Raw genomic sequence first — 17,661 nt, 5'->3', positions numbered from 1 at the left:
CAGAATTCATTATATTTGGCAACTCAAACCCTGCAATACAATCACCTATGATCATAGATAGCAAGAAACGGGTAATCTTCATCCAGCTCCGAAGACTCTTTACACTGTTAGGCTTTATTGCTCTTGTTTTAGCCATAATATTATTAGGAAAACTTCCGAACACCTTTCTGGGACTGAACAAATACCATTGGGCCATCCTGGTTGGATTGGTCTATGGACTGGTCTTAATTATCGATTCGCTCCATGAATTCCATTATATCCATTACAACGATGAATCTAACCTGATCGTATTGCGGTATTACTCATTGGCTTATGCCAACAAGAAGAAAAATTCCATCGAAATTCCCAAAACCGAGTTTATTTCATTTACTTATAAAAGCAGCCTGCTGGGAATTAAAAAAAAGCTTATACTCCGAAGGTATTTTAAAGATATTGAGGCCAAGTACCCGGCTGTTTCTTTAAGTATTCTGTCGAAACAGGAACTTGCAGCCTTGCTCTACTCGCTAAACTCAAATTCCAAATCGCCCAAATAATTTAATACCCTTTAATGGACAAAAGTTTGCTCCATAAGGTCGCCCTTTCCCTTATACCCAATATAGGCCCTGTATTGGCGCGTAAACTGGTAGCATACCTTGGGAGTGTCGAAGCTGTTTTTACTGAAAATAAAAATCACCTGTTAAAAGTTCCGGGAATAGGAAATGGCATACTTGCGCGTTTCAATCGCGAAGCAGTATTGCAAATGGCCGAAAGAGAACTTGAATTCCTTCAGAAAAACCAGGTAAATTGTTTGTTCTACCTCGATGAGGGCTATCCGAAACGGTTAAAAGAATGCGACGATTCGCCCGTTGTGCTTTATTATAAAGGCGAAAATTGTTTCGATGCCAGGCGAATTATCAGCCTTGTAGGCACTCGCCGCGCCACACATTATGGCGAACATGCCTGCCGGCAACTGGTAACAGAGCTTGCAGTGCTTTTTCCTGAACTTGTAATTGTAAGTGGCTTTGCTTATGGCATCGACATCTGTGCCCATAAAGAAGCCTTGAATGCCGGCCTCCGAACCATCGCCGTTTTCGGGCATGGAATTGAACAAGTATATCCGTCTGCTCACAAAAAATACCTCAATCAGATTATCGGTCATGGTACCATTGTCTCAGAATTTCCTTCGCAACAAAAACCCGATCCCGGCAACTTTGTTAGCCGCAACCGTATCATTGCCGGGTTATCCGATGCCACCATTGTGGTTGAATCAGGCGAAACAGGAGGCTCTCTCTTAACGGCCGATATGGCGCTTTCGTATCACCGCGATGTATTTGCCTTTCCGGGAAGAGCCGGAGACATACTCTCCAAAGGCTGCAACAACCTTATTAAAAAAAACATGGCAGCCCTTATCGAATCGGCAAGTGATGTACTTTATTTTATGAAGTGGGATGCTGAAATGAAACCACAAGCCGTGCAGAAAAGTCTCTTTGTCACTTTAACACCCGAGGAAGAAGCGCTTGTGAAAGCATTATCGGGCCAGGATTCCCTCTCGCTCGATCAGCTTGCCCGAAACCTTGGGAAACCAGTCTCGCTGGTATCTTCCATCCTTTTAACTCTCGAATTCTCTGGCCAGATAGTATCCCTTCCCGGAAAACATTTTAAACTCGCCTGAGACACTGCCCTATTCAGCAAAAAAGAAAATGAAGAATTAGTAAGGCAAACTTTTCTACTTTTGAGAAAAAATTTTTATGCTCCGCTTTGTCGATACACACACTCATTTATACCTGCCCGATTTTGATATCGATAGAGATGCCTGCCTGAAAAATGCCCTTGATGCAGGAGTCGACAGGATGATATTGCCCAATATAGATAGCCATAGCGTTGAAGCCTTGAATCAACTAACTGAGGCTTATCCTCAAAACTTTTTTCCGCTCATGGGGCTGCATCCAACTTATGTAAAGGAAGATTATTTAAACGAACTAAATTGTATTTTCACGCATCTCGAAAGTGGCAAATACAAAGGGGTAGGAGAAATTGGATTAGACCTCTATTGGGATCAAAAATATCTGAAGGAACAAACAGATGCTTTTTTAATGCAAATAAACTACGCCATCGAAAAAAAACTTCCGGCAATAATTCATGTGCGCGATGCCTTTGACGAAACCTTTAAGGCGCTTGAAAGCCTAAAAGCAAAAAAAATCGAGGGAATCTTCCATGCTTTTACCGGCAATCTGGAACAAGCCCAAAAAGCCATCGAAATGGGCTTTCTGATTGGCATTGGGGGTATTATCAGTTTTAAAAACACCCATTTGAAAGAAGTAGTCAGGAACCTTGACCTAAATCATCTTGTACTCGAAACAGATTCTCCTTACCTTGCGCCTGTTCCATACAGAGGAAAACGTAACCAAAGTAGTTACCTGCCTCTTGTGGCAGAATGTATAGCTGAGCTAAAAGGTTTAAGGGTCGAGGAAGTAGCCTTGGTTACAACAAAAAATGCCGAAAGGATCTTTCAATTATGATTTCGATACATCCGACAATACTAATAATCTATACCGGCGGAACCATAGGCATGGTGCGCGATCTGAAAGATGGCTCGCTAAAACCCCTGCCCTTTAACCACATTATGGACGAAATTCCTGAACTGGGAAAATCGCATTTTCGTCTTTCGTCCTATACCTTCGATCCTCCGCTGGATAGTTCGAATGTGAATACCGAAACTTGGGAAAAGATAGCCACCGTAATTGAAGATAACTACAACCGATACGATGGATTTGTAGTGCTGCATGGCACCGACACCATGGCCTATTCGGCATCGGCCCTTAGTTTTATGCTCGAAAACCTGGGGAAACCGGTAGTATTTACCGGCTCTCAACTTCCCATAGGTACCCTGCGGACCGATGCAAAAGAAAATTTGATTTCAGCGGTAGAATTAGCCGGGGCCCATCAACGTGGCGAACCCTATGTGCCTGAAGTTTGTATCTACTTTCAAAGTAAATTATACAGGGGCAACCGCACTTCGAAATACAATGCCGAAGAATTCAAGGCTTTTCAGTCTTATAACCTTCCTGCTTTGGCAGAAATTGGGGTGCACATCCGCTACAACCACCATTTAATCCTAAGGTCCAAAAGCGAAGAACCCTTTCGGGTAAGTAAAAAACTGAACACCGATGTAGTTATCCTTAAATTATTCCCCGGAATACAACACAAAACGGTACGTGCACTACTCAATATCGAAGATTTAAAGGGAGTTGTGTTGGAAACATTTGGTTCTGGCAATGCCCCTACCATTGCGTGGTTGAAAGATGAACTCAGCCTGGCTATTGAAAAGGGCATTGTTGTTCTGGGGGTCACTCAATGTGCCGAAGGTACGGTAGAATGGGGAATGTATGAAACCAGCCTGGCCTTAAAAAATGCTGGTGTGATTAGCGGACGTGACAGCACCACCGAAGCAGCACTAACCAAGCTCATGTACCTGTTAGGTAAATGCAGCAGCCATGAGGAGGTTAAAACTTTGCTCAATCAATCAATACGGGGAGAAATAAGCCTTTAACAACTTGTGTTTTAAATTATTTTAGTAAATTGCGCCCCGAAAAAAAACGGGCATGGGCCCATTAAAATATTGGAGAGGTGGCCGAGTGGTCGAAGGCGCACGCCTGGAAAGTGTGTTCATGCCAAAAGCGTGACGGGGGTTCGAATCCCTTCCTCTCCGCAAACAATGAAAGGAAACTTTTGTAAGATTAGCTATTCGGGTAGGTAAAAATTAGAATACGTTCAATTTGAGGCTATAATAATTAACAACAAACTTGCCAGAAAAGCTTAATTAAATAAGCCTGCTTTGATGCTAATCTCGCAAAAACATGTATTTTTGTTACTCCCAAAAAAAAGAGCAATAGATATAATATCAATTTCAGGAATAAATTAAAACCATATCGAATAAGAGAAAAACTAATAAATTAATGTCATGAAAAAATTATTTGCATTTTTAGCTGTAATGGGGATACTTTTCTTCGGAGTATCTAACACCTTAAACGCTCAGGACGAGCCTACCACCCAGGATACAACACAAGCTGTTGAGCAAGCACCTGTTGTTGAAACAGCCCCTGTTGTGGCAGAAGAAGAAGCTGAACTTCCTGCTCCCTTGCACCAGCAATTTAAGTCTAAATTTATCCAGGGTGGTCCATTATTTATGGCTCCTATTTTGCTTTGCCTTATCTTCGGATTAGCTATTGCCATTGAAAGAATCATTTATTTGAACCTTGCTTCTACCAACACCGAAAAACTGTTGTTGAAAATCGAAGCCGCTTTGAATGAAGGTGGAATCGAAGCTGGTAAAGAAGTATGCCGCAATACCCGTGGACCAGTTGCCAGCATATTCTATCAGGGTTTGGATCGTATCGACGAAGGTCTGGAAATAGTTGAAAAATCAATTATTTCTTACGGAAGTGTTCAAATGGGTCTTTTAGAAAAAAACCTCAGCTGGATTTCTCTTTTTATTGCACTTGCCCCAATGCTTGGGTTCTTAGGTACCGTTATAGGTATGATTCTCGCATTTGACAATATTGCCGCAGCTGGCGATGTTAGTGCTACCATTGTAGCCGAAGGTATTGGTATTGCCCTTATCACAACAGTGTTTGGTCTTATTGTAGCTATGTTCCTGCAGGTTTTCTACAATTACCTTCTTGCCAAAATCGACACCTTGGTAAGCAAAATGGAAGATTCATCTATCTCACTGATGGATATTCTTGTAAAGTACAATCTCAAAAATAAATAAGCAATGCAAAAAATATCTTCGATAGTATTCTACATAATAGTAGCTATCTCGGTCGCATTAGCTCTAGCCTTTTTTTTAGGTGGCAATGTAACCGAAGGTACGGGACTTGTCACAGATGATGAACCGCGCTTTACAGCCATTGGCCTGTATTGGAGCTACTTACTGTTTGGCATAGCCATCCTATTAACTATAACTTTTGCTTTTTTCCATATTATTACACATCCAAAAGCCATTAAAGGGGCATTAATTGTATTGGTGTTAGGTGGGGCACTTGTTGCTATCTCCTATGCTTTATCAGCTGACATTTCAAGCGATATTCAAAAAATGCCAAATGAGTCCCCAGCTATTCTTAAATGGACGGGCACTGGATTGTGGGCAACCTACATTTTGGGTGGAATTGCCCTTTTGGGTATTGTTGTATCGGAAATTTACAGGGCTTTTAACTAGGCCTGAAAAATTTCAGAACTAAATTATAAATTATATGGCTAGAAGAGAAATACCGGAAATCAATGCAGGATCAATGGCAGACATCGCCTTCCTCCTCCTGATTTTCTTCCTGGTTACCACTACCATGGATACCGATTCGGGCATTGTGAGGAAATTACCTCCTATGCCGGAGACAGACAATAATGACGATATTGAAATAAAGGAGCGAAACGTATTTGTAGTGCTGGTTAACCGCGATAACCAATTATTGGTAGAAGGTCAGCTAATGCAGCTAAATGATTTACGTGAAGCCGCCAAGGAATTTATTTTAAATCCGAACAACGACCCCAATTTACCCGCGCTTGAACCAATAACCGTGGACTATTTTGGAACAGTGAATGTAACAAAAAAACACGTGATATCGCTTCAAAACGACAGGGGCACCTCCTTTAAAACCTATATCAGCGTTCAGAACGAACTGGCAGCCGCTTATAACGACCTAAGAAATGAATTAAGCTTGCGTCAGTTTGGAAAAAAATACGTTGAGCTGGACTCTGAAGATGAAAAGGAGAAGGAGATGATTGATGCCATTGAGGAAGTTTACCCAATGAAGATTTCGGAAGCAGAACCCAAAAACGTGGGAGGATAAGATTATGTTAGCAGGAAGATTTAAACAAAGAGGTAAGAACAAGGTTCAAGCCCTTTCAACTGCATCGCTGCCCGACATTGTATTTATGCTTCTTTTCTTTTTTATGGTTACTACCACCATGAAGCAAAATAATCCTTTGGTAAAAGTGCATGCACCGGTAGCAAACCAGATTAAGAAACTCGATAACAAATCGCTTGTAAGTTATATTTACATTGGTTTGCCAACTAATTCGAAATTTGGAAAACTTCCACGCATACAGCTGAATGATGCGTTTGCAGAACCTGAGCAAATACGCGAGTTCATTGCCGCCGAGCGTGAAAGACTTTCGGAAAGCGATCAGCCAAAAATGACTGTTTCGCTTAAAGTAGACCGCGATGTGGAAATGGGTATTGTTACCGATATCAAGCAGGAATTGCGCAAGGCTAGTGCTCTTAAAATCAATTATTCAACTGCAAAAGGAGACCCTCTTGCCAGAGGATATTAGCATTAATTTTTTCATTCGATATACAAAGGGCCTGTTTTAAAGGCCCTTTTTTTATTCACCTATTTGTATAGATCTACCATTCTCCTGTGGAAACAAAAAAAATGCATCTCCTTTGGAGCTGCATTTCTTTATATTTTTTGGCAATTAATATAGCGAGATTCTATATTCTCGAGGCAATCCAATCGCCTACTTCTGAAGTTTTGTGCGGCTTTTCTTTTGAAATATCCTCTGTAACCACACCTGCCTGGAGTGAAGCCTCAACGGCATTACGTACCACTTTTGCTTCATCAATAAGGTCAAGCGATTCAAGCAACATGGCAGCAGAAAGAATGGTAGCAACCGGGTTGGCAATGTTTTTGCCAGCAGCCTGAGGGTAAGAACCGTGTATGGGCTCAAACACCGAGGTATGAATACCAACCGATGCTGAGGGTAACAGTCCCAGGGAACCGGTAATTACCGAAGCTTCATCGCTAAGTATGTCGCCAAACATGTTCTCAGTAACCATTACATCAAATTTCTTAGGCCACTGAATCAGCTGCATGGCTGCATTGTCGACAAACATATAATCTACTACGATTTCCGGATAGTCTTTCTCCATAGCCTGTGCGGTTTGTCTCCACAAACGAGAGGTAGCAAGCACATTGGCTTTATCTACCACGGTGAGTCGCTTATTTCGCTGTGCTGCATAATGAAAAGCAAGCTTTAAAATGCGTTCGATTTCTTCTACTGTATAGGTGCAGGTATCGAAAGCTTTTTTCAAATCTTCTGACCGGCCTTTTTCTCCAAAATAAATACCGCCTGTAAGTTCACGCACCACCACCATGTCTGCACCTTCGACAATGTGCGTGCGTAGCGGGCTTTTCTCAATTAAGGAGGCAAAGGTAGAAACAGGACGAATGTTGGCATACAGGCCTAATTTTTTCCGCATGGCCAGCAAACCTTGTTCAGGACGAACCTTTGCAGTGGGATCGTTGTCGAAACGGGGGTGGCCGATGGCACCAAACAACACGGCATCGGAATTCATGCATACCTGATGAGTTGCTTCCGGATACGGATCGCCCAGCTCATCAATGGCAGCAGCACCAACAGGTGCATAGGTGTAAACAAACTTGTGATTGAATTTTTTTCCAACGGCATTCAATACTTTAATGGCCTGTTCCACTATTTCCGGACCAATTCCATCGCCCGGCAAGACACCAATTTTAAAATCCATTCTGTATAGTTTTATTTATTCTCAATAATATTCAACATTTTCATGGTGGCATTGATGGCCGAAACCGTCTGGTCAGAATCGAGTCCGCGTGTTCGGAACTCCTTGCCACCATTGCGCCAGGTAATAACTGTCTGAACAAGCGCATCGGTTTTACCTCCTGGTGGAATGGAAACCGCATAATCGATCAGACGAGGCATCTCTTTGTTAAGCGATGCATATATCTTTTTAAGCGCCTTCACAAAAGCATCGTATTGCCCGTCACCCACTGATGTTTCTTCGTAACTTTTCTTACCAATCTGAATTTTAAGTGTAGCTACCGGACGCAAACCATTGGCGGTAGATAAACTGTAGTTTAATATCCTGATATCGGTTTTAATGGATTCGCTGCGCAGCACATCGGAAATGATGTAGGGCAAATCTTCCTGGGTTACCGTTTCTTTCAGGTCGCCCAGTTCGATGATACGCTTTGTAACCTTTTTCATCGATTCGGCATCGAGTTCAATACCCAGTACTTCGAGGTTCTTTGCTATATTGGCCTTACCTGAGGTTTTTCCCAAGGCATAAGCGCGTGTTCGCCCGAAACGTTCGGGGAGAAGGTCATTAAAATAAAGGTTATTTTTTTTATCGCCATCGGCATGTATGCCGGCAGTTTGTGTAAACACGCTGTCGCCAATAATAGGTTTATTGGGTGGAATGCGAATGCCTGAATAGGTTTCTACCATGCGGCTCACGATATTCAGCTTCGATTCATCGACATTCATTTCGTAGTGGAAATGATCCTTCACAATGCCAATAACACTCGAAAGGGGCACATTTCCAGCACGTTCTCCCAGCCCGTTGATGGTGGCGTGAAAACAGTCTATACCAGCCTTAAGAGCGGCATACACATTGGCCGGAGCCAGGTCATAATCGTTGTGGGAGTGAAAATCGAAATTTAAATCAGGATACCTCTCTTTAATTATTTTGCAAAAGGTATAGGTTTCATCCGGATTCAATATACCAAGTGTATCGGGCAGCATAAACCTCTGAATGGGCTGATTTTTAAGCTTGTCGATCATAAAAAAAACATACTCCTGCGAATTGCGCATGCCATTCGACCAATCTTCGAGGTAGATGTTTACTCGAACGCCCTGGCTGGAAGCATAATTTATTTCTTCGATGATTTCCGCAACATGCTCTTCGGGAGTTTTAAGAAGTTGTTGGCTAACGTGCTTAAGAGAACCTTTTGTAAGAAGATTAATAACCTTACACCCTGATTCCTTAATCCAATCGATTGAAACATGATTATCGACAAAACCGAGCACTTCGATTTTCTCCAGGTCGTGATGTTTTTCAGCCCAGGCGGCAATGCGCTTTACAGCTTCCCGCTCCCCTTCCGATACTCTCGCTGAAGCAATTTCAATGCGGTCTACTTTCAGATCTTCGAGTAGAAGTTTTGCAATACTAAGTTTCTCATCGAAGGTAAAGGACACTCCCGAGGTTTGTTCCCCATCGCGGAGTGTGGTATCCATTACGGTTATTTTCATTTCGTTTCCTGCTAAAAAATATGGATAATAAACTGCCCCTTATCCCTTCGTTGTAAAGTTACTAGAACGCAGGGCAGTTTACCGCAATTTCTTAAAGGCTTACTGGTCTGTTGCGCTCAAAGGCCTCTATTTTTGATTTATTGCTAAGCAGATAATCAATGTCATCGTACCCATTCAGCAAGCATTCTTTTTTGTAAGCATTAATTTCAAAGCTTTCGGATTTCCCGGTTTCGAGTAAAACAATTTTTTGGTCCAACAGGCTCACCTCAACCTGTGTGTCTGGATCGGCCTGAACTGCATCGAAAAGCTGTTGTAAAAAACCTGCAGATACCTGAACTGGCAAAAGACCATTGTTAAGGGCATTGTTTTTAAAAATATCGGCAAAAAAGCTGGAAACAACCACCTTAAACCCGTAATCGGCAATAGCCCAAGCAGCATGTTCGCGACTCGATCCGCTGCCAAAGTTTTTTCCGGCCACTAAAATAGTGCCCGAATAGGTGGTATTGTTCAACACAAACTCTTTTACAGGCTTATTTTGTTTGTCGTACCGCCAGTCGCGAAAGAGGTTTTCTCCAAAACCATCGCGGGTGGTGGCTTTCAGAAAACGCGCCGGAATAATCTGATCGGTATCAACATTTTCAACCGGAAGGGGTACACAGCTCGATTTTATTGTGGTGAATTTCTGAGTTGACATATCTGATGTTTTATTGTAAACAATATTCTATAAAAATTCGCGAGGGTCGGTAATTTTACCACGAATAGCTGCGGCTGCTGCGGTAAGCGGACTGGCCAACAAGGTACGGGAACCTGGTCCCTGGCGGCCTTCGAAGTTCCGGTTTGAAGTAGAAACTGCATACAGTCTTTCAGGTACCTTATCGTCGTTCATGGCCAAACATGCCGAGCATCCGGGTTGACGCAATTCGAAACCCGAAGCGGCTAATACTTTATCCAAACCTTCCTCGATAGCTTGTTTTTCAACCTGCTTCGATCCGGGAACAATCCATGCCACCACGTTCGATGCCTTTTTATGGCCTTTTACAAACTCTGCAAAGGCCCGCAGGTCTTCTATACGTCCGTTGGTACAGCTACCTACAAATACATAGTCGATGGGTTTGCCAATCATGGCCGAACCTGCTTCAAAATTCATGTACTGAAGCGATTTTTGGAAAGTTGCCCGCGTAGCATCTTCGATAGAATCCAATGTAGGAATAGATTCACTAATTCCAAGACCCATTCCGGGGTTGGTTCCATAGGTAATCATTGGCTCAATGTCGCTTGCATGGTAGTTCAACTCCATGTCGAATTTGGCATCGCTGTCGGACTGAAGAGTTTGCCAATAGGCATACAATTTATCCCATTCTTCACCTTTGGGTGCAAACTCACGGCCCTTAATGTATTTAAAGGTTACTTCGTCAGGAGCGATCAGACCCCCACGGGCACCCATTTCGATACTCATGTTGCATACCGTCATTCGACCCTCCATAGAAAGGCTGCGGATGGCCGAACCGGTGTATTCGATAAAATAGCCAGTTCCACCACTTGCTGAAATTTTTGAAATAATGTACAGGATGATGTCTTTGGCTGTTACACCTTTGCCAAGATTTCCATCGACATTGATGCGCATGCGCTTTGGTTTTGGCTGCAAGATGCACTGGGTAGCCATTACCATCTCAACCTCGCTGGTTCCAATACCAAAAGCAACGCTGCCAAAGGCACCATGGGTAGCAGTGTGCGAATCGCCACACACAATAGTCATACCGGGCAGGGTAAGCCCAAGCTCCGGCCCCACTACGTGCACCACACCCTGATAAGGATGATTTAGTCCGTAATGCCTGATTCCGTGTTTTTCTGTATTACGGGCAAGGGTTTCAACCTGGGTTTTTGATAGTACATCTTTAATGGTAACATGCTGATCTTTTGTAGGTACGTTGTGGTCGGGAGTGGCCACTGTTCTTTCGGGTCTGAACACTTTAATGCCACGCGCATCGAGGCCTGCAAAGGCCTGAGGACTTGTAACTTCGTGTATCAGATGCCTGTCGATATACAACACGCTGGGGCCGCCCGCGATTTCGGATACTACGTGAGCATCCCAAACTTTGTCGAATAATGTTTTTCCCATTTTTTATTATTAAAAATTATATACTTTAATAAGTTTATATTGAAAGTCAGACGCGATTACAAATTTAGTATCTGCTAAACAATTTTATTGATCGCATCGATAAACGCTTCGACCGAAGCGGTAATAATGTCGGTATTGCCTGAAAAACCATAATAGATTTTTCCTTTGTTCTCAATTTGCACATGTACCTTACCTACATCATCGCTACCTTTGGTTATTGCCTGAACGATATATTCTTCGAGCTTAACTTTATGCATCACCATTTTTTTAACGGCTGAATAGGCAGCATCTACCGGTCCATTTCCTGCTTCAGTAGCCGAAAATTCTTCGCCGTTAATATCAAGAACCACGGTTGCCATAGGTATGGTTGAGGATCCAGCTAAAACCTGAAGATGCTTAAGCTCGATGGAGCGTTTTTCACCTATGTGTTTATTGCCCACCAAAATTTGAAGATCCTCGTCGTTCACACCCTTTTTCTTGTCGGCCAGTTCAAGAAAATCGTCGTAAATCTTGTTCAATTCTTCTGTTTCGAACTCGTAGCCTAAAAGTTGAAGACGATGTTTGAGGGCTGCCCTGCCGCTTCGGGCAGTGAGATCTATACTTGACTCGCTCACTCCTACCTCAACGGGGTCAATAATCTCGTAATTCTCGCGATTTTTCAATACCCCATCCTGATGAATGCCAGAAGAGTGGGAAAAAGCATTTTTGCCTACAATGGCCTTGTTGGGCTGCACGGGCATATTCATCAGTGACGAAACCAGGCGGCTTGTTTTATAGATCTGGCGTGTATTAATTCCTGTTTCGATTGCCAGATTCTTGCGGCTTTTTATGGACATTACAACCTCTTCGAGCGAAGTATTTCCGGCACGTTCACCAATACCATTGATAGTAACTTCAACCTGACGGGCACCATTTAAAACACCAGCCAGTGTATTGGCAGTAGCCATGCCCAAATCGTTATGACAATGGGTAGAAATAATGGCTTTATGAATATTGGGTACGTGATCGACAAGGTATTTTATTTTTTCGCCAAATTCATGTGGGAAACAATAGCCGGTGGTATCGGGGATATTCACCACCGTAGCACCTGCTTTAATAACTGCTTCGATTACCCTTGCCAGGTAAGCGTTTTCTGAGCGGCCTGCATCCTCTGCATAAAACTCTACATCTTCAACGTATTTTTTTGCATACTTCACAGCAGCAATGGCACGTTCTACAATTTCGTCTTCGTTGGAGTTAAGCTTGTACTTGATATGGTAGGGAGAAGTACCTATTCCAGTATGAATGCGACCACGTTTTGCACTCTTGAGGGCTTCGGCAGCCACATCAATGTCCTTCTCAACGGCACGGGTAAGCGCACAAATGGTTGGGTTCTTTACGGCTTTTGAAATTTCTACTACCGATTTGAAATCGCCTGGGCTTGAAATAGGAAACCCGGCTTCGATAATATCAACACCCAATAATTCAAGGGCTTTAGCCACTTCAATTTTCTCTACGGTATTCAGCTGACAACCAGGCACCTGCTCACCATCGCGTAAGGTTGTATCGAAAATGTACAGTTTCTCGCTCATTGTATTTGTTTTAGGTTCTGCTTTTGTTTTATTTCTTAAACAAGTCGGTTTCCAAAAAAACCAAACAATTAAAAGTGCAAATCTTTATAAAAGCGAGAGGGCCAAACTCTTGGAGAATGGCCCTCGTATATTTTTTCTTTTCTACATACAAACCATTCTCATCCGGGATAAATAATACCGAGAAGGAGGATAATAGAAAGTATGCTGGTCAATAATTTCATATTTCATTTTCAATGATTGCAAATTTACTGATAAAAATCAGATTTCAAAGTACCTGAGGCATAAAATTAACCTATTCTGAATTTATCTTTATTCAGAGCATTTGCATTACAGCCTTTATATAAGCTTAAGAAATCAGCGAAAAATATCGTCAAAAAGAAAATCCAAAACACGGAAAACTATTTTACAATAAGCTTGAAACCTTTCCCATGTATGTTCATAATCTCCACTGAAGGATCGGATTTAAGGTATTTACGCAATTTGGTAATATAAACATCCATGCTGCGCGCATTGAAATAATTGTCGTCGACCCAGATGGTTTTCAATGCAAAATTCCGTTCGAGTATGGCGTTTTTATTAATACAAAGAAGCTTTAAAAGATCGGACTCTTTGGTAGTGAGTTTTTGCTCCACACCATTGTGAGAGAGTACTTGTTTGTCGGAATAAAATAAGAATTCTCCAATGGCAAACTCCATCTGGCTTGTAGGTTGAAAGTGGGTCCTTCTTAAAATGGCTTCGATACGGTATACCAGTTCCTCCATGCTAAAGGGTTTGGTTATATAATCATCGGCACCGGCCTGAAATCCGCTTAGAATATCCTCCTTTTGCGACTTCGCGGTCAGAAAGAGGATGGGTATGGTGGAGTTTAGCAGGCGTACCTCTCGTGCCAAAGTAATCCCATCTTTCACAGGCATCATAATGTCGAATATGCACAAATCGTAATGCTCTTTGATAAAGCTTTTATAAGCCTTTTCGCCATTAACAAACAAATTGGCATCGTAGCCTTTGGCTATAAGGTATTCGCGCAGGAGCGACCCGAGGTTTTCATCATCTTCGGCAAGCAACAGGCTGATTTTTTCCATAGTTTTATTTATTTAAAGGAAGCCAGAACCGAAAGGTTGACCCCTGTCCGGGTTCACTTTCAAGCTCTACTCCACCTTTATGTATTTCGATTATTTTCTTCACGTAGTTAAGTCCCAGGCCAAAGCCCTTTACGTTGTGTAAATTTCCGGTAGGAACGCGATAGAACCGGTCGAAAACCTTTTTCTGATTGGCTCTGCTGATTCCAATTCCATTATCTTTTACACTTACAAAAACCTGTTGCCCTATATTACTGGTTTCAATGTAAATTTCAGGATTCGAAGGTGTAAATTTAATTGCATTGTCTATAAGATTCGAAATTACATTGCTCATGTGCACCGGGTCTACGCTTACCTGCCTATTGACAGCATGCAGTGAAGGAATAAGCAATCCTCCCTTTGCATCAATTTGCAATCGGAAGGTACCAACTACGTTTTCGATCAGATCGTGTATATCGACAGTTTTGATATTCATTTCCAATTTGCCTTTATCAATACTGGCAATTTGCAATACTTTCTCAACCTGGTGCCCGAGGCGCTTGCTTTCCTGCAGAATAATGGTCGAAATCCGGTTCAAATTTTTCGCAGCGTCGGGGATGGATGGATCTCCCAACATTTGCGAGGCAAGAGAAATGGTTGAAATGGGTGTTTTGAGTTCATGAGTCATATTATTGACAAAATCGTTTTTAATTTCCGACAAATGTTTCTGCCTGAAAATAACAAACAAGGTAAACCCAAATGTAAATACTATAAGCATCGTAAGCACACCGGATGAGATACCCATAAATGCCATGGAGCGAAAAATAAAATTTCGTTTATCGGGAAAATACACTTCAAGATAATAGCTGGCAGGCATAGGTTCATCAGGATACAATCGGACCTTATAAACCGAATGCTCGTTTAGTGGTTTGAAGCCTTCTGAAAGAAAATACATTTCATCACTACCGGTACTTAAGGCAAATTCGAAATTGGAATTAATGCCAAAATCAAGCAAAACTTCACTTAAAATGGATTCTACCTCCGTTACATCGAGCCTGGCACGTATATCTGGCGATTGATTCATAATTCGCCACAAAACGCGGTTAATGTACCTTTGTTTCTCCAGTAAAACTTTCCGATGTTGCTTGAACATTGCATCATAATCGATGCTATCACTCTTAATCGATGAAATCTGATTGTTGTCTATTGATTTATCCTCTTCGTGAGTAGCAGTCCGTTGGTTAATTTGTGCGGAATCTTTTGCAAACTGCATCCAATAGGTGGCAGAATTCTGTATACCCGCCGTGGGATAAAACTCTTTAAGCAGGTAATTGTAGGTCTCCTGCTGTGCTATTACATCTACCACCTCTGTAAGGGCAGTATGTACCATCTGGTCGAACTGATTTTCTTTTACGGCATAGGCATTTCGAATCCAGTTAATCTGAACCGTAATTAGACTAAGTAACACGAGGGTCATTACCAGGCCAAGTCCGATGATAAGGCGTTTGTTCATTTCCTACAAATGTAATAGGCTGAAAAAGAATGCCCTCATAGTTTAACAATTATTAACAGACCTTAAGGGATCTTAACACATGTTTACCCTATTTTTGAATCATCAGAAACACGGAAGGTACTGCTTCCAAACTCTGAAATTCTTTTCATAGGTTTTATTAGGTTAGGGTTAAAAAAAAGAGGGAACAATGTTCCCTCTTTTTGATTTTATCAGGCTCCTGCCGCAATCCTTTTTTGCACCACGCTTTTTAAAGACAATACCTTTTTAATCTGAAAAATAAGTTCGCTATAGCTCACAGGTTTGCTCAGATAGGCATTACACCCTGCTTGCAGGCAGGTTTCCTTGTCGTTTTCCATGGCATGTGCCGAGATGGCAATGATTGGCAAATCGGGTCGAATGTGTTTAATGTATTTAGTAGCATCAATGCCATTTAATTCGGGCATTTTAATATCCATCAATATCAGGTCGACAGACTGATTGTTTTCGGCAAGCTGAATGGCTTCGGCACCTGTGTTGGCCCGGATAATCCCAACTCCTGTAGGACGCAAGGCTTCTTTTATATAAAGAAAATTGGCATCCTCATCTTCGGCAATGAGTAGGGTTTTTGAAGCCAGGCTTATGGCTTTCCTTAAGGGTGAAGACTGTGCAACAGAAATTTCCGGTTTAGGCTTGCCTGGCAAACAAGGCAGGTAAAAATAAAAAATGGAACCTCTTCCCGGGGTAGAGCTGACAGCTAGATTTCCGCCTAACATCGATACAAGATTCTTACTAATAGCCAGTCCAAGTCCACTGCCAGCATTTTGACTAATCGGAATGCTATCAACCTGGGCATAGCGGTCAAAAATTTTCGATTGCATGGTATACGGAACTCCTATTCCTGTATCCTTCACAAAAAAATAAATCAAATTATCGCTCGAAAGCTTGTAGCCGATTTCAATAGTTCCCTTCTCGGTGAATTTAAGAGCATTGCCAATTAAGTTAGATAAAACCTGTTTTACGCGTTTAGGGTCTGTACTTATCACAAAGTCCTTTTCGTTTTCCGGAATGTATAGCAACAATTTGACTTTGTTGTCTGATTGCCTGTGAATCAAGGTTTCATAAACCTGCTTAAGGTCATAAAGCCATTCCGAAACCACCGAATCTTTATAGCTTATTTTAAGTTTCCTTGATTCAATTTTTGCCAGATCCATCACATCCTCAATAATACCCAGCAGATCGTTGCTGCTTTTTTTGAGCATATTCATGTACTCCATCCTGCTTTTCTCAGGAAGCGATACAGTGGAAAGCAACTCCGAAAAGCCTACAATGGCATTCACGGGAGTGCGGATTTCGTGCGAAATATTTGCCAGGTAATCGATGCCTTCGCTTCTGTTGGCCTTAAGCCTGTTCTTTTCTTCAATAATATCTTGTTCGCGTTTTTTCCAGGTTGTCAGATCGATAAAAGAAACTAAAATATGTGCAGATGCACGAAGCTTTCTCAAACCTATAAGCACATAATAATCCTTGTCGTCTGTAGTAAGCGATACCTCGAAATTACTTTGTTCGTACTTCGAAATTCTGAACTCGTCAATTTTGGCATGCAAGCTTTCCTTTTCGCGTATACGAATGTTGCGGTTAAGTTTGCCGGTTTCTCTTTCAAACAGCGAAGGAATAAACAGCCTGGCCTCCTTGTTGTGCTTAACTACCCTATGAAAGGTATCGACCATAATGCAAGGTAAGGGAAGACTTTCGAAAAGAGAATTATAGGTATGCGAATCGATGTAAGGAGATTGGCTCACTTCGTTGGTCTTGTTCGCACTGGCCGACCAAAGTCTGATAAATGCTACTTCTATGCAATCGAAAGACTTATCAATTTGCCTGAAAAAGGAAGTTTTTTGAGAAGTAGGCAAACTCCCTTCGCAAATCAACTCCTCGTAAGTGCCTCTGACAACTTTTAAAAAAGAAAGAAATACATGCGCTTCTATCTGGCTTTGACGACACATATTTACAACATTCCGGGCATAAGTAGTATATTCAGAACCTTCGGATTGTCTTATATTACTAATGGCATTTTCCGGTTTTAATGTCTGAAAGTCGTTAAACAACAATGCAGACAAACTGCTTACTGTTTGTTTCCATCCAAAATTAATAAGCGAGCGGCTTTCGTGCTGGGTATACTGTTTGGCAGATGAGAGAATTTTCGATATAATCCAATCCTCATTCTTCACCAAAATCTGGTTGATCTTTTGTTCGTGAATCATGGCAATGGCGGCAAAAAAGGTATTTACTAAAGATACCTTAACTACCCTCCTTTGCAAATTAGCAACGAATGATATTATTTACCCTGCCTGAATGAGATAAATCACTGCATAA

Annotated in this window: 16 protein-coding genes and 1 tRNA gene; 9 read left to right on the top strand and 8 right to left on the bottom strand. The window is 41.9% G+C overall.

Annotated features, from left to right (window positions below):
* Positions 1-47: 47 nt before the first annotated feature.
* The 9 genes from IPM71_10000 (at position 48) to IPM71_09960 (ending at position 6,309) form a co-directional block, all read left to right on the top strand.
* The gene (locus IPM71_10000; protein ID QQS49943.1) at positions 48-533 is read left to right on the top strand and encodes a hypothetical protein; all 486 of its coding nucleotides are present in this window, start codon (positions 48-50) and stop codon (positions 531-533) included.
* Between the two features lie 14 nt (positions 534-547).
* Positions 548-1,651: a DNA-protecting protein DprA gene (gene dprA, locus IPM71_09995; protein ID QQS49942.1), complete on the top strand. Its 1,104-nt coding sequence runs from the start codon at positions 548-550 to the stop codon at positions 1,649-1,651.
* A gap of 76 nt (positions 1,652-1,727) precedes the next feature.
* On the top strand, positions 1,728-2,498 hold the full coding sequence (locus IPM71_09990) for a TatD family hydrolase (GenBank protein QQS49941.1): 771 nt from the start codon (positions 1,728-1,730) through the stop codon (positions 2,496-2,498).
* Positions 2,495-3,529, top strand: coding sequence for an asparaginase (locus tag IPM71_09985; GenBank protein ID QQS49940.1), 1,035 nt, complete (start codon positions 2,495-2,497; stop codon positions 3,527-3,529). The genes IPM71_09990 and IPM71_09985 overlap by 4 nt, the downstream gene beginning before the upstream one ends.
* Before the next feature lie 71 nt (positions 3,530-3,600).
* Positions 3,601-3,688 (top strand) — tRNA-Ser (locus tag IPM71_09980).
* Between the two features lie 252 nt (positions 3,689-3,940).
* On the top strand, positions 3,941-4,750 hold the full coding sequence (locus IPM71_09975; protein QQS49939.1) for a MotA/TolQ/ExbB proton channel family protein: 810 nt from the start codon (positions 3,941-3,943) through the stop codon (positions 4,748-4,750).
* A 3-nt stretch (positions 4,751-4,753) separates the two neighbouring features.
* Complete coding sequence (locus tag IPM71_09970; protein ID QQS49938.1) at positions 4,754-5,197, top strand: hypothetical protein; 444 nt, start codon at positions 4,754-4,756, stop codon at positions 5,195-5,197.
* A gap of 34 nt (positions 5,198-5,231) precedes the next feature.
* Entirely contained in the window at positions 5,232-5,825 is a 594-nt protein-coding gene (locus IPM71_09965; protein ID QQS49937.1) for a biopolymer transporter ExbD, read from the top strand.
* Between the two features lie 4 nt (positions 5,826-5,829).
* The gene (locus tag IPM71_09960; protein ID QQS49936.1) at positions 5,830-6,309 is read left to right on the top strand and encodes a biopolymer transporter ExbD; all 480 of its coding nucleotides are present in this window, start codon (positions 5,830-5,832) and stop codon (positions 6,307-6,309) included.
* A gap of 160 nt (positions 6,310-6,469) precedes the next feature.
* On the opposite strand, the gene leuB is transcribed toward IPM71_09960, so the two are convergent.
* The 8 genes from leuB to IPM71_09920 all read right to left on the bottom strand — a co-directional run bounded on the left by leuB (position 6,470) and on the right by IPM71_09920 (position 17,606).
* The gene (leuB, locus tag IPM71_09955; protein QQS49935.1) at positions 6,470-7,522 is read right to left on the bottom strand and encodes a 3-isopropylmalate dehydrogenase; all 1,053 of its coding nucleotides are present in this window, start codon (positions 7,520-7,522) and stop codon (positions 6,470-6,472) included.
* Positions 7,523-7,533: 11 nt separating this feature from the next.
* Positions 7,534-9,033, bottom strand: coding sequence for a 2-isopropylmalate synthase (locus IPM71_09950; GenBank protein ID QQS49934.1), 1,500 nt, complete (start codon positions 9,031-9,033; stop codon positions 7,534-7,536).
* 106 nt (positions 9,034-9,139) lie between these two features.
* Complete coding sequence (gene leuD / locus IPM71_09945) at positions 9,140-9,742, bottom strand: 3-isopropylmalate dehydratase small subunit (protein ID QQS49933.1); 603 nt, start codon at positions 9,740-9,742, stop codon at positions 9,140-9,142.
* Positions 9,743-9,769: 27 nt separating this feature from the next.
* Positions 9,770-11,167, bottom strand: a complete 1,398-nt coding sequence (leuC, locus tag IPM71_09940; protein QQS49932.1) for a 3-isopropylmalate dehydratase large subunit — start codon at positions 11,165-11,167, stop codon at positions 9,770-9,772.
* Positions 11,168-11,241: 74 nt separating this feature from the next.
* Positions 11,242-12,738, bottom strand: coding sequence for a 2-isopropylmalate synthase (locus IPM71_09935; GenBank protein QQS49931.1), 1,497 nt, complete (start codon positions 12,736-12,738; stop codon positions 11,242-11,244).
* Between the two features lie 398 nt (positions 12,739-13,136).
* Positions 13,137-13,820 carry a response regulator transcription factor gene (locus IPM71_09930; protein QQS49930.1) on the bottom strand — a complete coding sequence of 228 codons (684 nt, stop codon included), beginning with the start codon at positions 13,818-13,820 and terminating at the stop codon, positions 13,137-13,139.
* Between the two features lie 4 nt (positions 13,821-13,824).
* The gene (locus IPM71_09925; protein ID QQS49929.1) at positions 13,825-15,309 is read right to left on the bottom strand and encodes a HAMP domain-containing histidine kinase; all 1,485 of its coding nucleotides are present in this window, start codon (positions 15,307-15,309) and stop codon (positions 13,825-13,827) included.
* A 209-nt stretch (positions 15,310-15,518) separates the two neighbouring features.
* Complete coding sequence (locus IPM71_09920; protein QQS49928.1) at positions 15,519-17,606, bottom strand: response regulator; 2,088 nt, start codon at positions 17,604-17,606, stop codon at positions 15,519-15,521.
* Positions 17,607-17,661: the final 55 nt, after the last annotated feature.

Source organism: Bacteroidota bacterium (assembly GCA_016699695.1).
In the GTDB taxonomy this organism is placed as follows: Bacteria; Bacteroidota; Bacteroidia; order Bacteroidales; family UBA10428; genus UBA10428.
This window is presented reverse-complemented; position numbering and strand designations above follow the sequence as displayed.

Excerpts from the sequence above, each read along its gene's own strand:
- IPM71_10000 (QQS49943.1), top strand. The coding sequence starts at position 48 with ATGATCATAGATAGCAAGAAACGGGTAATCTTCATCCAGCTCCGAAGA.
- dprA (QQS49942.1), top strand. The coding sequence starts at position 548 with ATGGACAAAAGTTTGCTCCATAAGGTCGCCCTTTCCCTTATACCCAAT.
- IPM71_09990 (QQS49941.1), top strand. The coding sequence starts at position 1,728 with ATGCTCCGCTTTGTCGATACACACACTCATTTATACCTGCCCGATTTT.
- IPM71_09985 (QQS49940.1), top strand. The coding sequence starts at position 2,495 with ATGATTTCGATACATCCGACAATACTAATAATCTATACCGGCGGAACC.
- IPM71_09975 (QQS49939.1), top strand. The coding sequence starts at position 3,941 with ATGAAAAAATTATTTGCATTTTTAGCTGTAATGGGGATACTTTTCTTC.
- IPM71_09970 (QQS49938.1), top strand. The coding sequence starts at position 4,754 with ATGCAAAAAATATCTTCGATAGTATTCTACATAATAGTAGCTATCTCG.
- IPM71_09965 (QQS49937.1), top strand. The coding sequence starts at position 5,232 with ATGGCTAGAAGAGAAATACCGGAAATCAATGCAGGATCAATGGCAGAC.
- IPM71_09960 (QQS49936.1), top strand. The coding sequence starts at position 5,830 with ATGTTAGCAGGAAGATTTAAACAAAGAGGTAAGAACAAGGTTCAAGCC.
- leuB (QQS49935.1), bottom strand. The coding sequence starts at position 7,522 with ATGGATTTTAAAATTGGTGTCTTGCCGGGCGATGGAATTGGTCCGGAA.
- IPM71_09950 (QQS49934.1), bottom strand. The coding sequence starts at position 9,033 with ATGGATACCACACTCCGCGATGGGGAACAAACCTCGGGAGTGTCCTTT.
- leuD (QQS49933.1), bottom strand. The coding sequence starts at position 9,742 with ATGTCAACTCAGAAATTCACCACAATAAAATCGAGCTGTGTACCCCTT.
- leuC (QQS49932.1), bottom strand. The coding sequence starts at position 11,167 with ATGGGAAAAACATTATTCGACAAAGTTTGGGATGCTCACGTAGTATCC.
- IPM71_09935 (QQS49931.1), bottom strand. The coding sequence starts at position 12,738 with ATGAGCGAGAAACTGTACATTTTCGATACAACCTTACGCGATGGTGAG.
- IPM71_09930 (QQS49930.1), bottom strand. The coding sequence starts at position 13,820 with ATGGAAAAAATCAGCCTGTTGCTTGCCGAAGATGATGAAAACCTCGGG.
- IPM71_09925 (QQS49929.1), bottom strand. The coding sequence starts at position 15,309 with ATGAACAAACGCCTTATCATCGGACTTGGCCTGGTAATGACCCTCGTG.